The sequence below is a fragment of the Roseateles sp. GW821-FHT09H10 genome (genome assembly GCF_059415865.1).
In genome coordinates, this window is the sequence record NZ_JBWKOB010000002.1 from 1,176,565 (window position 1) to 1,191,390 (window position 14,826).

General features: G+C 62.5%; 12 protein-coding genes. 5 read left to right on the top strand and 7 right to left on the bottom strand.

The features are described 5' to 3' along the window. The first annotated feature begins 147 nt into the window (after window positions 1-147). The 3 genes from dnaN to AC07OY_RS13560 all read left to right on the top strand — a co-directional run bounded on the left by dnaN (window position 148) and on the right by AC07OY_RS13560 (window position 4,678). Entirely contained in the window at window positions 148-1,260 is a 1,113-nt protein-coding gene (gene dnaN / locus AC07OY_RS13550) for a DNA polymerase III subunit beta (protein WP_495043112.1), read from the top strand. 112 nt (window positions 1,261-1,372) lie between these two features. Beyond that, window positions 1,373-3,922, top strand: a complete 2,550-nt coding sequence (gene gyrB, locus AC07OY_RS13555) for a DNA topoisomerase (ATP-hydrolyzing) subunit B (protein WP_495043113.1) — start codon at window positions 1,373-1,375, stop codon at window positions 3,920-3,922. A 183-nt stretch (window positions 3,923-4,105) separates the two neighbouring features. Further along, window positions 4,106-4,678 carry a YuaM family protein gene (locus AC07OY_RS13560; protein ID WP_495043114.1) on the top strand — a complete coding sequence of 191 codons (573 nt, stop codon included), beginning with the start codon at window positions 4,106-4,108 and terminating at the stop codon, window positions 4,676-4,678. Between the two features lie 122 nt (window positions 4,679-4,800). Here AC07OY_RS13560 and AC07OY_RS13565 read toward each other — a convergent pair whose 3' ends face one another. Further along, window positions 4,801-7,827 carry an N-6 DNA methylase gene (locus AC07OY_RS13565; RefSeq protein WP_495043115.1) on the bottom strand — a complete coding sequence of 1,009 codons (3,027 nt, stop codon included), beginning with the start codon at window positions 7,825-7,827 and terminating at the stop codon, window positions 4,801-4,803. 266 nt (window positions 7,828-8,093) lie between these two features. Between AC07OY_RS13565 and AC07OY_RS13570 the strand changes: the two genes are divergently transcribed. Continuing rightward, on the top strand, window positions 8,094-9,149 hold the full coding sequence (locus AC07OY_RS13570; RefSeq protein ID WP_495043116.1) for a DNA cytosine methyltransferase: 1,056 nt from the start codon (window positions 8,094-8,096) through the stop codon (window positions 9,147-9,149). Between the two features lie 17 nt (window positions 9,150-9,166). Here the strand turns inward: AC07OY_RS13570 and AC07OY_RS13575 are convergent, their stop codons facing one another. The 4 genes from AC07OY_RS13575 to AC07OY_RS13590 form a co-directional block, all read right to left on the bottom strand. Continuing rightward, complete coding sequence (locus AC07OY_RS13575; protein ID WP_495043117.1) at window positions 9,167-9,997, bottom strand: hypothetical protein; 831 nt, start codon at window positions 9,995-9,997, stop codon at window positions 9,167-9,169. 45 nt (window positions 9,998-10,042) lie between these two features. Further along, a complete protein-coding gene (locus AC07OY_RS13580) occupies window positions 10,043-10,450 on the bottom strand; it encodes a very short patch repair endonuclease (RefSeq protein ID WP_495043118.1) in 408 nt (135 codons plus the stop codon). 27 nt (window positions 10,451-10,477) lie between these two features. Continuing rightward, the gene (locus AC07OY_RS13585) at window positions 10,478-10,720 is read right to left on the bottom strand and encodes a helix-turn-helix domain-containing protein (protein ID WP_495043119.1); all 243 of its coding nucleotides are present in this window, start codon (window positions 10,718-10,720) and stop codon (window positions 10,478-10,480) included. Window positions 10,721-11,141: 421 nt separating this feature from the next. After that, window positions 11,142-11,924, bottom strand: a complete 783-nt coding sequence (locus tag AC07OY_RS13590; RefSeq protein ID WP_495043120.1) for a ThuA domain-containing protein — start codon at window positions 11,922-11,924, stop codon at window positions 11,142-11,144. A 107-nt stretch (window positions 11,925-12,031) separates the two neighbouring features. Between AC07OY_RS13590 and AC07OY_RS13595 the strand changes: the two genes are divergently transcribed. Beyond that, entirely contained in the window at window positions 12,032-12,910 is an 879-nt protein-coding gene (locus AC07OY_RS13595) for a GNAT family N-acetyltransferase (RefSeq protein ID WP_495043121.1), read from the top strand. Here AC07OY_RS13595 and AC07OY_RS13600 read toward each other — a convergent pair. Both AC07OY_RS13600 and AC07OY_RS13605 read right to left on the bottom strand, forming a co-directional pair. Continuing rightward, complete coding sequence (locus tag AC07OY_RS13600; protein ID WP_495043122.1) at window positions 12,907-13,866, bottom strand: SGNH/GDSL hydrolase family protein; 960 nt, start codon at window positions 13,864-13,866, stop codon at window positions 12,907-12,909. The genes AC07OY_RS13595 and AC07OY_RS13600 overlap by 4 nt on opposite strands. A gap of 89 nt (window positions 13,867-13,955) precedes the next feature. After that, window positions 13,956-14,807 (bottom strand): alpha/beta hydrolase family protein, encoded by an 852-nt coding sequence (locus AC07OY_RS13605; RefSeq protein ID WP_495043123.1) that lies wholly within the window; start codon window positions 14,805-14,807, stop codon window positions 13,956-13,958. Between the last annotated feature and the right edge of the window lie 19 nt (window positions 14,808-14,826).

Genomic DNA, 14,826 nt, shown 5'->3' on the forward strand with positions numbered 1-14,826 from the left:
CTGGCCGGCCCCCGGGTTGACCCGTAGCCTCCGGGAGAGCCCCGCCGGCCGGCCGGGCACCGTTTCCGGGCGACAATCGCAGCTTCGCGCGCGCGTTGTGCTTGGGCGCGCCCGGTTGACCCCCCTGAGATCCCCCAAGAGGCCTCCATGATCGTTTTGAAAGCTCCCCAGGATCAGGTGCTCGGCGCGCTGCAAGCGGTGTCCGGCATCGTTGAGCGGCGCCACACGCTGCCGATCCTGGCCAATGTGCTGATCCGCAAGACCGGCAACCAGGTGGAGCTCACGACCAGCGACCTCGAGATCCAGGTGCGCACCACGGTCCAGTTCGACGGCGACGCCGCCAACCTGAACACCACCGTCGGCGCCCGCAAGCTCATCGACATCCTGCGCTCCATGCCGGCCGACCAGGTCGTCAGCCTGACGAGCAACCAGAACAAGATGACCCTGCAGGGCGGCAAGAGCCGCTTCACGCTGCAGACCCTGCCGGCCGACGACTTCCCCCTGGTGCAGGAAGCCGCCGACTTCGGTCCCGCCTTCAGCGTGCCGCAGAAGGCGCTCAAGGGCCTGATCAACCAGGTCCACTTCGCGATGGCGGTGCACGACATCCGCTACTACCTGAACGGCATCCTGTTCGTCGCCGAAGGCAAGAACCTGACGCTGGTGGCCACCGACGGCCACCGCCTGGCCCTGGCCCAGGCCGAACTGGACACCGACATCCCCAAGCAGGAAGTCATCCTGCCGCGCAAGACCGTGCTGGAACTGCAGCGCCTGCTCAAGGACGGCAAGGACGACGACGCCATCGAGATGCGCTTTGCCGGCAACCAGGCCAAGTTCAGCTTCAGCGGCATGGAGTTCGTCACCAAGCTGGTCGAGGGCAAGTTCCCCGACTACAACCGCGTCATCCCCAAGAACCACAAGTTCCGCCTCACCCTGGGCCGTGCGCCCCTGCTGAGCAGCCTGCAGCGCGCCGCCATCCTGACCAGCGAGAAGTTCAAGGCCGTGCGCCTGACCTTCGAGCCGGGCCTGCTCTCCATCGCGTCCAGCAATGCCGAGCAGGAAGAGGCCAAGGAAGAGATCGAGATCGACTACGCCGGCGACAAGATCGAGACCGGCTTCAACGTCACCTACCTGATGGATGCCCTGGCCAACATGAGCCAGGACATGGTCTGCATCGACCTCAATGACAGCGCCAGCAGCGCGCTGCTGACCATCCCCGACACCACCGGCTTCAAGTACGTCGTGATGCCGATGAGGATCTGACGATCCTCATCGGCGTTGCATGCCTGAATGTTTTGCACCCCCCAGCCCCCCGCCGAGCGGGGGGCTCTAGTTTGAGTTTGTAGGGCCGCTCCCGCGGCCTTGAGAGTGCCCCATGAGTGATGTGAATAGCAGCCCCGAACACCCGGACGGCCTGAACGCCAACCAGCAGGCGGCCGCGGCGGCCGAGGCCAAAGCGGGCGAGGCCTATGACGCCAGTTCCATCCAGATCCTGGAAGGCCTGGAGGCCGTGCGCAAGCGCCCGGGCATGTACATCGGCGACACCTCCGACGGCACCGGCCTGCACCACCTCGTCTTCGAAGTGGTGGACAACTCCATCGACGAAGCCCTGGCCGGCCACTGCGACGACATCGTCGTCACCATCCACACCGACAACTCCATCTCCGTCATCGACAACGGCCGCGGCATCCCCACCGGCGTCAAGATGGACGACAAGCACGAGCCCAAGCGCTCCGCCGCCGAGATCGCGCTGACCGAGCTGCACGCCGGCGGCAAGTTCAACCAGAACAGCTACAAGGTCTCCGGCGGCCTGCACGGCGTGGGCGTGTCCTGCGTGAACGGCCTGTCCAAGTTCCTGCGCCTGACCGTGCGCCAGAACGGCAAGGTGCATTTCATCGAGTTCGCCAAGGGCATCCCGCAGAACGGCGAAAGCGTGATGGTCGACGGCTTCGAGACCCGTCCGATGAAGATCATCGGCGAGACCGACAAGCGCGGCACGGAGGTCCACTTCCTGCCCGACACCGAGATCTTCAAAGAGAACAACGACTACCACTACGACATCCTCGCCAAGCGCCTGCGCGAGCTGAGCTTCCTGAACAACGGCGTCAAGATCCGCCTGGTCGACGAGCGCAACAACAAGGAAGACAACTTTGCCTACGCCGGCGGCGTGAAAGGCTTCGTCGAGTTCATCAACAAGGGCAAGACGACGCTGCACCCGAACATCTTCCATGCGCAGGGCGACAAGGTCAGCGACCAGAACACCAACGTCGGCGTCGAAGTGGCCATGCAGTGGAACGACGGCTTCAACGAAAACGTCCTCTGCTTCACCAACAACATTCCGCAGCGCGACGGCGGCACCCACCTGACCGGCCTGCGCGCCGCGATGACCCGCGTCATCAACAAATACATCGACGACAACGAGCTGGCCAAGAAGGCCAAGGTCGAAGTCGCCGGTGACGACATGCGCGAAGGCCTGGCCTGCGTGGTGAGCGTGAAGGTGCCCGAGCCCAAGTTCAGCTCGCAGACCAAGGACAAGCTCGTGTCCTCGGAAGTGCGCGGCCCGGTGGAAGACATCGTCTCCCGCCTGCTGACCGACTACCTGCTCGAGAACCCGATCGACGCCAAGATCATCTGCGGCAAGATCCTCGACGCCGCCCGCGCCCGCGAGGCCGCCCGCAAGGCCCGCGAGATGACGCGCCGCAAGGGCGTGCTCGATGGCCTGGGCCTGCCCGGCAAGCTGGCCGACTGCCAGGAAAAAGACCCCGCCCTGTGCGAGATCTACATCGTGGAGGGCGACTCCGCCGGTGGCTCCGCCAAGCAGGGCCGCGACCGCAAGTTCCAGGCCATCCTGCCGCTGCGCGGCAAGATCCTGAACGTCGAGAAGGCGCGCTACGAGAAGCTGCTGACCAGCAATGAAATCCTGACGCTGATCACGGCCCTGGGCACCGGCATCGGGCGCGGCGCCGGTGGCGACGACTTCAACCCCGACAAGCTCCGCTACCACCGCATCATCATCATGACCGACGCGGACGTGGACGGCGCCCACATCCGCACCCTGCTGCTGACCTTCTTCTACCGCCAGATGCCCGAGCTCTGCGAGCGCGGCCACATCTACATCGCCCAGCCGCCGCTGTACAAGGTCAAGGTCGGCAAGCACGAGCAATACCTGAAGGACGGCCACGAGTTCGACGCCTTCCTGCTCAAGGTCGCGCTGCAGGACGCGAGCCTGGACACCGGCACCGGCAGCACCCTCAGCGGTGAAGCCCTCGACGTGCTGGCCCGCAAGTACGTGACGGCGCAAAGCGTCATCCAGCGCCTGTCCAACTGGATGGACATCGAAGCCCTGCATGTGCTGGCCAACGGCCTGGCGCTGGATCTCGACACCCTAGACGCCGCCACGGCCAGCGCCGCCAGCCTCAAGGGCCTGCTGCACGATGCGCTGGTGACGGTGGAGACCGACCCGCGCACCGACAAGCTCTTCCTGAAGATCGCCCGCACCCACCACGGCAATGTGCGCGCCAGCGTCATCAGTGCCGACTTCGTGCACGGCGCCGACTACGCCGTGCTGGCCGACGCCGGCCTGAGCTTCCAGGGCCTCATCAAGGCCGGCGCCATCGTGCGCAAGGGCGAGGGCGAGAAGGCCAAGGAATCCAAGGTCGAAGACTTCCGCGCCGCCATGGCCTGGCTGATGCAGCAAGCCGAAGGGGCAGTCGGCCGCCAGCGCTACAAGGGCCTGGGCGAGATGAACCCTGAGCAGCTCTGGGAAACGACGATGGACCCCACCGTGCGCCGCCTGCTGCGCGTGCAGATCGACGACGCCATCGAGGCGGACAAGGTCTTCACGATGCTGATGGGCGACGAGGTGGAGCCGCGACGCGATTTCATCGAAACCAACGCCTTGCGCGCCGGCAACATCGACGTCTAACAGCAAGCAGCACAGCCTTTGGCAATGGAGGAGGCCGCATCGGAGTCAGTAGACGGGCAGGCGTCAGGCTCTGACGTCAGAGCTGTCTTCGAACTCCTGGCTACTTGCGTCCCCTTCGACGTCGAAGGCACTCGTGGTGTTCGGTCCAGATTTCTAGATCGCATCGCCACTCGGGCGAACTTGGTGGGCGTGCCTCTGCTTGCCTTCCTTGCCGTCCTTGCCTGGCTTAGGTTTGGTATCGGCTCGGTAGGGGCGGCTTTGGATTGGGTCCTTCTGGCCTTCGGTCTGGGCGTCATACCGCTCTTGGCGGTAGCGGGCTTGGTCTGCACCATGGCCGCCGAAGTGCTGCACTTTCGTGAGATGAAAGAACGGCAAGGGCAGAACTGGGCAAGCGACTATGAAAACGACGCCTCGTACGCGGAGTCGTTGTCGAAGTTCTCGACAGACGCGTTGCGCTTCGCTGATGCGTGGTTCGAGCAGAAGATCAAGCGTCTTGAGCGGCGCCAAACGCGATTCTTCGGTGGCAATGACAAGCTCGCCCTGCTAACTTTGTTGGCCGCTGGATGGGCTTCGTGGAAAGAGATCCGCAGCCTGCTTCAGGGAGGCGAACCGCCTTGGTTCTTGCTTGGCTTGGCGCTTCTGGGCGGTATGGTGCTTGGAGGCGTGGCGCTTTCCAGCCGGTGGGAGCGGATGGGGTATTTGCGAGATCTGCTGGCTATGGCGATCAAGCGCAAAGAGGCTGTGGCGGCCAAGTAGCCAGCAGCAGCAAGGTGCGCTTCCGCGCTACAAAGGCGCCCCAGCGATATGAACTCCGAGCAGCTCTTGGAACGAAGATAAACCCACAGCTCAGGTGGCAACCGTGTTGCCACTTTAGGCGCTCAGATTGCTAGGAGCTCCCGCACTCGCGAATCGAGTTGGTCGAGATCAGACGGCTGGGCGTTGCCTGCCTTCTCGGTCAAATCCCGCGCAATGCTTCCGATGGCTGTCATCCGCTCATCAAGCTCATCGAACTTTGGAATATTGAGGTACTCCGCCACGCTCGCGCCGAGGCTTAGTTGGGCCGCGTATGCGGAAACTGCTTTGGAGATGGTGGGGGCGTTCAAAAATCCAGTTAGATAGGCGGCCTCAGGCTCCGAGTCCACCGGGATGAAGTAGAGCTTGTGGTCTGGAACCACAATCCGCTCCCCCACATGTTCAATGGTTGCGCTTCCGATATAGGCAGCCGCGAAGGTGTTGCCCATTTCGCGCCAAAGTACCTTGAAGGGTGCAAACGTGTAGGGCCCGGTGCTCCACAGCGAGTAAAACTCCTGCCCCTTCTGAAACCTCTTCAAGCTGGACCGTTGCTCCAGATGACTCTTGAAGCGGTTCAGGAACTTGAAGGTATGCGGGCTCTGAGCCGGCAGGCCAGGGTCGCCATGCATGCCGCGCTGCGGAACAAGGATGCGGAGGTCTGCTTCAGGTACGGCGTTGAACGGTGCAACGCCCCGTCCACGCAGGAGCGGGAACAGGTGTTCCGCCTCGACTGTTGCCGTGATTTGGGGAATGCCCTTCGTCTTGCCGATGTCCGCTGCGTTCCGCACCGACACCAGCTCAGGCCCTACCGCGCCAATTGCATGAACCCAGAAGATGCCGTTGCGGTCAGTCGTGATGCCTTTCCGTGCCTTGTATTCGGGTTTCGCACCTGCAGCGAAAACCTTTGAAAACACAGCTTGGTCCGCTGCAGATCCGACGAGCCACGGTCGCGTGCCATCGCCGCCTGGTACGGGCACTGCAGTGCCGTCAACTCGCTTGGCGGCATGGCGGAATTGATCTGCAGAAACGTAACTCCGCTGGCTTACGCCATCGCTGTCGGCTGTGGTCCAAGAGCGGTACGGAACAGGAAATGCAGTGACGGCGTCCCTTTGAAGCATCAGGAACGTCGGATGGTTGCTCACCCCATCGAAAGGCCTGATGTCCTGGTAGTCCTCAACCATCAAGACCTGGCACTGCAAGCTACCGTTTTCAATGGAGAAGCGTCTGAAGCCGGCGCTGGACTCGGTGGTGAATACCGATCCGGGAAGGAAGAAGCCCAACCGCCCATGGTGCGCAAGGTAGTGCTTCACGGCTTGGTACGTGATCACCGTCGAGATGTCGGCCTCGATGCCACCCACCCACTTGTCGGTGCTGAAAACGCCGAGACCGCGGCAGTGCTGCTGGATCGACTGAGCGTAGTCCTTTGGTAGGTTGCTCCACTTCACCCAAGGCGGGTTCCCGCATATATGTGACGAACGCGGAATTGCGCCCCCTGCAAAGCGATCGGCCAAGATCGAGCACCATATGCCGTTCCATCCTTGGTCGTGAAGGTCGACAAGATTGGCTACGGTGGCGCTAACGATGGAGATGTCCGACGGGTCTAACCCCATCGATTGCAGATCGGGCAGGATGGAGGTGCAGACCTTCGTTGCGGAGTAGTCTGCATCGATCAGGAACCGCACTTTCGAGAAGACGCGGAAGAAGTCCGGGTGACCAATCATCCGCTCCGGTACGGAAAACTCCTTCGGCCCTTTCTCCGTGTGCAGGACATGGCTGTAGTTTGAGAAGAGATCGACGGCCGCCGGGTACACGGCATCGGCCAAGTACACCGGCAGTCGGATAGGGCGCGCCGGATCCAGGTGCGGCGACAAGAAGACGGCAAGTGATCCCTTGGCCGCGAGGACCGCAAGGGGATTGAGGTCGATGCCGTGGATGCCTTCGAGCAGCGAGTGCGCTGTTGCGGTGCTGTCGACTTTCCGCCGGCGCCGGATCGCTTCGAGCAAGAACGTGCCTGATCCGCATGTGGGATCAGTTAGAGAATCTGTTGGCTGCCATTCCAGCAGATCCATCCCATGCTCTGCCAGCCAGTCCGGGGTGTAGAACTCTCCGAGCGCATGCCTGACCTCTCTGGGAATGAATCGCTCGTAGATGCCTTTGAAGAGGTCCCGGGTAGTATCAGCGTGCTTCTTAGAGATGGCGAAATCGACGCCGCTGAGCCGGCCCAACATGGCGCTAAGGTGGGATTCGTATCGGGACCAGTCTGCGTCGTCCAAGTACCAGGAAAAGAAGTCTCCACTCAGCATGTTCAGAATGCCGGCGTGTTCGAATAGCTCGCCCGTCTCAACGGGGCGAAGCCGGTCGGCTACACGAACGCCCGACTCCAGCACACCTTGGCTGGCCTGCGGCAGCGCGCAGGCTGCTACGACCTTAGCAATGATGGCGATGTACGTGTTTAGCGCGAAAAGGTAGGCCGCAGGGTTGTCTTGGTACGGCTGGTCGTGCGAGATCTCTTGCCGAGCAAGAAGCTTCTTCATGTGGTCTGGCTGGAAGCCAACGACCTGGCTGAAGAGCCTGCGCCATTCCGAAAACAGCATCTTGGTTTTCGTGGTTGCAGTGGAGCCGTCTGCTTTGCAGATGCTTGCATAAAGCTCGGGGATGAGTGCGGTCCCGTACTTGGAGTCGGGGCCCACCAATGCTTCCAGCAGTTGTGGATGAACAAGCGGCCGACCGTTGCCCTCCAATGCCGCGAGCAAGCGGGTTGCCGCAGCGTTGTCGAAGGGTCTGACTCCCTCCCAGTTGGCACCAGTCGCTTCGAACCTGCCGAAGGTGATGTCGGCTCCGTCCCAGGCCACCAGCACGTACTCATGGAGCGCGCGCCCTTCCTCGGCAGAGATGAGCTCAGCGTACTCCTCGGCTTGCTTGCGCGCGTGGTTCGCCTTGCTTCCAGCACGGCCGTTGAACGACTTGGGCGGCTCGTACTCGATCACCACTGCACCGTGGGCAACGTCCGCAAACTTCGTGGGCTTCCCTGTCGTCTTCAGCGCTCGTTCAAGCTGAAACGGCGTCCACGGAATAGAAAGCGCTGAACACGCCCGCTCCAGCGCGTTCTCCAACTCGTGCCGTAGCTGTGCTTCGTTCTTCGAAATCCCAGCTGCGGAAAGGACCGCGCTGACAAGGGCCGATGAAGTCGCGCTGATCACAGTCCTCCCGGTGCAGACGCAGCTGATGTTTGCATTTCACTTGGTGACTAGCGATGGAGACCCGACAGGCGCAGGACAACATGGCGACCCAGCGGTACAGGGGCCAGCACAAACCACTGGCCAAACATACAGCTAAGAAGTATAATGGCTTTCCAAGCGGAAATAACTAACTATCAAACATGACGTCACGGGTTATCTCTCTATTTTGTGGGGCCGGTGGGATGGATTTTGGATCCCATGCTGCGGGTTTCGAGACAACTCTGGCGCTTGACAATTTTGCTGCGGCAACCGAGACGTTTTCGAACTATTTCCCAAACGCCGATGTCAGGACGACGGGAATTTTTGAGTTTAACGAATCAAATAAGAACCCTTACCCCAAAGCGGATGTGCTGACAGGAGGTTATCCGTGTCAATCATTTTCCATGGGCGGTGTTCGAGACCCGGCCAGCGATGATCGCTCCAATTTGTTTTTGGGCTTTGCCGCTGCGGTCAACAAGGTTAAACCCAAAGTCTTTATCGCAGAGAATGTTTCCGGTTTGGCTAGGCTAAAGAATGGTGAGTGGTTCAAAAAACAAATTCAAGTTTATGAGAACGAGCTCTCCGTAAAATACCATGTCCACCATATGCTTCTAAACGCGGCGGATTACGGTGTTCCACAGTTCAGAAAAAGAGTGATTATTGTCGGCGTGCGTCACGATGTAAGTGATGCATTTGAATTCCCGACCCCGACCCATGCTAAGCCAAAGCAAGCGAAAAAGCTTGGTTTAATACCCCACGCGTCGCATGGAGAGGCGATCAGGCATCTGCCTCCGCATCCAGTGGGGGAGTATTACGAGCGACCGCATGATCCGGAGGGTAATTTTGCCTGGTACTTTATGTCCCGCAATAGACGGCATCGATGGGATAGCCCGGCATTCACTGTTGTCGCAAACTTCCGGCATATTACATTGCACCCAGCTTCGCCGGTGATGGAGCTGGAATGGAGCGACTTGGCGGACGGCTGGAAACAGAAGTGGAGGTTTACAAATGAATATGATCATATTCAATTTGCTCCCGAGTTTCCTAAGCTTGATCCAGCGAGGCGGCTTTCGTGGCGCGAAGCCGCCGCGATTCAAACGTTTCCTGTGAACTTTGAGCCCGCGGGTGACCTACAGGAAAAGTTCGAGCAAATCGGTAATGCAGTGCCGCCCCTCTTAATGCAGCACATCATGCGGAAAGTGAAAGAACTTCTTTAGTTTATGGCGCGAGGCTGCTACGAATGGCCGAACATTCGGACCGACTTTTGGTGCAGGGACTCTTGCGCCGGCTTCAAAAGTTTGAAGAGCCTGGATCCATATTTGCGATTTTTAATCAATGGGTAATATTTGAATTGACTTCCCGATAGTGCATACCATTCGTATAGCACGCCGCCATCAGCATCAAGGCCTACTAAAGCCTTACCCCTGAACTTCCATCTCGCGGGAGTTGGAAGGACGATTGAATAAGAGGATATTAGGTATTCTCGTTGTTCGTTTTTGTCCATCGGCGAATACATTACGGACACAAAGACGCTTGCGTCCGCATTTACGGTGCGCACTGCCGCATTCTTGCGCTGCTTCTGTATTTTTGCCACGGCGCTAGCGCGCTCCTTTGCTTGCCTTTGGAGAATTGCTGCTCCAAACTTCTTTGCGTATCGGTGAGCTCTAAAATCGTCCTCGCTTAGCCCCAATTCGTGACACAGCTTCCAATCTTTGGCATTTGCATTTGCAATTTCAAGATACGCCCTGAGCTTTTGGCGCTTCTTGACATCGCGGAAATCTCGAATGTTGGCGGCCTCCTTGGATTTGATAGACGCTGCGCTTACGATTACGCCACCGCCCTTGTTGATTTCAACGGCGAAATCGTAATAAGACTTACTTTCGGGAGGCTTCACGCCAAAGAGTTCTGCGAAGCAGCGTTCTATTTGTCGTGAATCGGCGCGCGTTGTCTTTTCAGAATCGTCTTCGCGAATATTTCCACTACCGTCTCGGTAGGTGCTAAGATATTTAACTAGTGCCCGAAGCTGATCCATTGTTGGATTTGCGCTCAGGAATGGTTGTGACATTTATTCACCCTGCGTTTGTAGACGCGGGTCCATGGTTTCTCGAAGCTAGGCGAGGAAACGTATAAGGCGCTTTTCCAGCTGCGCAAGATTTTTGGCCTTCGTCTGACATTCCCATACCGTTGCAACTCTCCAGCCGAGCCTTCTGAGGCTTCGTGTGGTACGGGAATCTCTAGCCATGTTTCCCAAGATTTTGGCGTTCCAATATGGTTGGTTTGATTTTGGAGTTGAAGACAGCTTGCAACCGTGGTGATGCCAAAAGCAACCATGCACTTGAATTACGCATCCTCGTGAAGGGAACACGAGGTCCGGTTTACCTGGCAAGCGGCGATCGTGAAGGAGGTAGCGATAGCCGAGGCCGTGCAGCAGCTTGCGTACTGCTAATTCCGGTAGCGTGTTTGTCGATTGAATACGCCGCATGAGGGCGCTGCGGCGCTCGCTTGAAAGTGTGTCCATTGCTCGTGCACACTATTGAAGCCCGCTCTAAGGCATGAGCAGGAAATGCACGGGCACATGCAGCGCCGCTGCGAGCTTTTCGACGTTGTCAAGGGAGATATTCCTCGCCCTTCGCTCTACGTGAGCCACGAAGGTACGATGAAGCCCCGCTTCAAATGCCAAAGCTTCTTGACTGAGTCCGCGCTGCTGACGCAAAAGGATTAAGTTCAAAGCTAAAAGGTCCCTAGCGGGCGTATTTACTTGCTGGTGGGCGCTTGAAGGTTCTGACACGGCACTAAGTCTTCCCGCCTGCCGCTTTTGCGTCAGCCGCGTTTAAGTCACAATCGCGCGGTTATGCGTTAAGTAGCGGTCGCAGAAAGTCGTGTGTCGCCAGCGAGACATGCTCGTCAAGCAGCTCATCAGTTTGCTCGTGAGCGCTTTAGCGTCTGTACGGCGGCATAACTTTTATGGGTGGGCATGGGTTGCATGGCCGCCAGTGGGGCACATGCGCGCGAGGTACTCGCGCTGCCGGCCAGGCTGGTCCGCCTGCTGGCCCAGGCGCCGGCCCTGAGCGTGAGGCGGCGGGTGCGCCTGACCTGCCGCTTCAGGCGCTGTGGCGGCGTGGGGTCTTGCGCAGCTAGGGCTTTGGGCGCTGCGGCTTCACGGTGGATTCGCTGTACAAGGCAGACGTGAGGGTTGATGCCCTCGGAGGTCAAGGTAGCTTCAGCTGCCCTGACCCACTCGCCGCCCACCACACCCCACCCCACAAGTGGTCCAGATACCGCCCCTCGCGGTACATCTCCCCGTTGTGCCCCAGCGCCGTGACGAACACGCGGCCCTTCTCATAGGGGTGCCACCAGCTCACCGGGTGGTCGGCGCCCATGCCCTTGGCGACCTGGCCGGGCCAGATCTTGGTGGGGTCGTAAGTGCGCTCGTCCACGGCCAGCACGGGGTTGATCTTGGCGCCGTGCGGGTTGCTGAACTCGTACCACTCGTCTGACCAGATCCACTTGTCCGGCAGGCCGAAGGTGGCGGGGTGGCTGGCATCGGCCTTGGTGACGACGGCTGTCTGCAGCATGGGGTGAATGACGAAGCTGCGGCCCACCAGCTTCTCGTACCAGGGCCACAGGCCCGGCTTGCTGATGATGGCGCGGTGCACGACGACGGCGTTGCCGCCGGCCTTCATGTAGCGCTCCAGCCCGGCGCGCTGCGCTTCGTTGAATTCCTCGCCCGAGCTGTTCAGCAGCACCACCGCGGCGTACTTGCTCAAGTCGCCCTCGAAGGCATAGGGCTGGGCCACCCAGGTGAGGTCGAAGGCGTGCAGCCTGGCGAGCTTCTCAAAGCTCTCGCGTGCCACCGGGATGTACTCGTAGTGGTACTTGGTGGGCATGGCCAGCACCAGCAGCTGGAACTGCCCGTCGCCGGCCTGTGCAGGCACCGCGGTGCTAGCGACCGCGGCGGCCACGGCGAGGGTCTGCAGCGTCTTCTTGATCATCGTGCGGCCGATTCTTCCACCGCGGGGGTACAGGCGTCGCTCAAGCGCATGACTTTGCGGGCGAGGGCCGAGCGTGGCCAGAATGCCCCCGACTGCTTCCAACGCCCATGACCACCTTCTCCCTCGTCCCCACCGACCAGCTCGTCCCCGAAGCCCTGCATGCGGCCTTCGTGCGGGCCTTTGCCGACTACCTGATCGGCCCCTTCAACCTGGCCTTGGACCAATGGCCGGGCTTTGTGCTGCGCCAGGGCGTGGACCTGGGCCTGGGGCGTGCGGCGGTCGGCGCTGACGGCCTGGTGCTCGCCTTCGCGCTGGTGGCGCCGCGGCCGGTACTCGGGCGCTGGCGGCTGGGCACCATGGGCGCGGTGCCGGAGGCGCGCGGCAGCGGCGCGGCGGTGCAGTTGCTGCAGGACTTTGTGAATCGGGGCCGAGACGAGCATTCCAGGGCGGGCCTGAAGGCGGTGGAGCTGGAGGTGTTTGCGCAGAACGAGCGCGCCGCGAACCTGTACCGCCGCCATGGCTTCGTCGAGCGGCATGCGCTGCACGGCTACCACCGCATGGCCGACGCCGGCGAGGCCCGCGTGCCGTCGCCCGAACTGGCCTGCACCCAGGCCGACGCGCTGGCCTGGCTGCGCGAGGCCGAGGCGGCCATTGCCGACCTGCCGCTGCAGGTGTGCGCCGATGTCGTGGGCGTGCTGACGGTGCCCTGGACGGCCTGGCGGCGCGGCAGCGCGCAGCTGGTGTTCACGGGTGACATCGAGACGGGCGTGCTGGTGCGATCGCTGATCGACCGCAACCCCGCCCAGCAGGACGCTCAAGGCCTGGTGCAGGCCCTGCTGGCGGCTCACCCGGGCGCCAAGGTCAGCGTGCCGCAGTTGCAGCGCGCCGACCTGGGCGGCGAGGCACTGCAGCGCTGCGGTTTCTCCACCGAGCCGCTGCACCAGGCCCTCATGCGTTTGGACCTGGCGCCTGCCTCCACCCTCTAGCCCGCCTTGCGTTCGCGGCGCCGCGCCATCACGCCGATGACGCCCAGGCCCAGGGCCATCAGGCCGTAGGTCTCGGGCTCGGGCACGGCGGCGATGGCCGCGGCGCCCATCATCTGGTGCGACAGCGCCGAGGGGTGCAGCGCATCGGAGAACTGCGAGACGCTGCAGGAGATGCCGATGGAGCCCTGGAAGGCGCCGCAGGGCGTGGTGATGTTGGTGATGCCGTAGGTGGCGCCGCCGTTGTTCAGCACGTCGTTGCGCACCGCGAGGCTGAGGCCGGCGAGGTCGAAGAAGCTCATGGTCAGGCCGATGCCCTGGCCGTAGCTGACGACGCCGCCCATCAGCGCATTGAAGGCGTTGGTGGCCTGGGTGGACGCGCCGACCACGCCCAGGGCCATGGCCTCGGGCGTCCAGCCGAGGTCGGGCAGGTTGGCCACCAGCACGTTCTTGGCGCCGTCGGCGGCCAGCAGGCCCAGGGCGGTCTTGAGGTTGTTGGTGGCGGTGACGGCGGCCGTGCCGATATTGGCCGGGTTGCCGCTGCGCGCATCGCGCATGTCGTTGCCGCCGGCCACGACCACATAGAGCGCGTTCGGGTCCAGCGAGCCCGCCGCACTGGTGAAGCTGCCCACCTGGGCCAGCAGGCTGGGGATGCCGCCGCCGGCGGTGCGCGCGCCGCCCCAGGCGTAGTTGTTGCCGCCTTGCAGGCTGGCCGTGGCGGCGCCGGCGTGGCCGATGCCGGCGGCGAGGTATTCCACCCACACCGGGCCGTCCGAGAAACGGCCGTTGTAATAGGGCGCGACGGGCAGGGCGCCGCCGTAGTAGGTGTAGACGTTGCCGGTGTCAGACAGGCTGTCGCCGAAGAAATAGGCGTTGCTGAAGCTGGCGGCGGTGGCGGGAGCGGCGAACACGGCCGCGAGAACTGCTGCGGCGAGTGGGCTGCGGACAGGGCGTGTCATGGCGTCTCCGTTCATTGTTGGAAGGGGAGACCGACGCTAGCAGCGGCCTTCGCGCTGGCAAGAGGGTAAGCCAGCGTGTCGCGCAGGTGTCAGGCGCCCAGCCAGGTGCCCAGGCGCTGCATGGCCGCGGGCGTGCGCGCCAGGCTGCGGTGGTTGGTGCCGGCCAGCTGCTGCACGGTGACGGCCACGCCCGCGCGCTCCAGCGCGCGCACGAGGGCATGGGAATGCGCATGCGGCACCTGCGTGTCGCGCTCGGCCAGCAGCACCAGCACGTTGCCCTGCAGCACCCGCGCGGCGGCGACGCTGTCCAGCGGCGAACGCAGCCAGGGCGTCAGCGGCGCGATCAGCGGGTTGCGATTCAGCACCGCGCGCAGGCTCTTCAACGGCGTGATCAGCGCGACGCTGGCGGCTGGGCGCCCGGCCGCGGCCAGGCGCGCCGCCAGCTGCATGGCCACGCCGGTGCCCAGGCTGCGCCCGGCCAGGTGCAGGGCGGCGGCCGGCAGCTCCAGGCGTGCCAGCCCCCAGGCCGCGGCGGCTTCGGCGTCGGCCACGCAGGCGGCTTCGCTCGGCCAGCCATTGCTGTTGCCCAGGCTGCGGTAGTTGAAGGCCAGCAGGGCGCAGTCGTCGGGCAGCCAGCCGGCGAGGTCGGGCGTCCAGGCGACGTGCTCGTTGCGCCCGCCGAACCACAGCAGCAGGCGGCGCGGTGGTGCCGCGCCTGACGGCACCGTGAGCCAGCCCTGCAGGCGCACACCGCCCGGGCGGTCCAGCCAGACGGCCTCGGCGAGCCGCCGCCCGGCAGCGGGGCCCGGGTCGGTGCGGCGGATGACCCAGGTGCGGCCGAACAGCAGCTTGCCCTGCAAGCCGACGACGGCGGCCATCAGGCCTGCCCAGGCGAGCAGGGCCCAGGCCCAGGGTGGAAAGGTGGCGAGGAGAGACGTCACAGGCCGGCCAGCCTAGCCA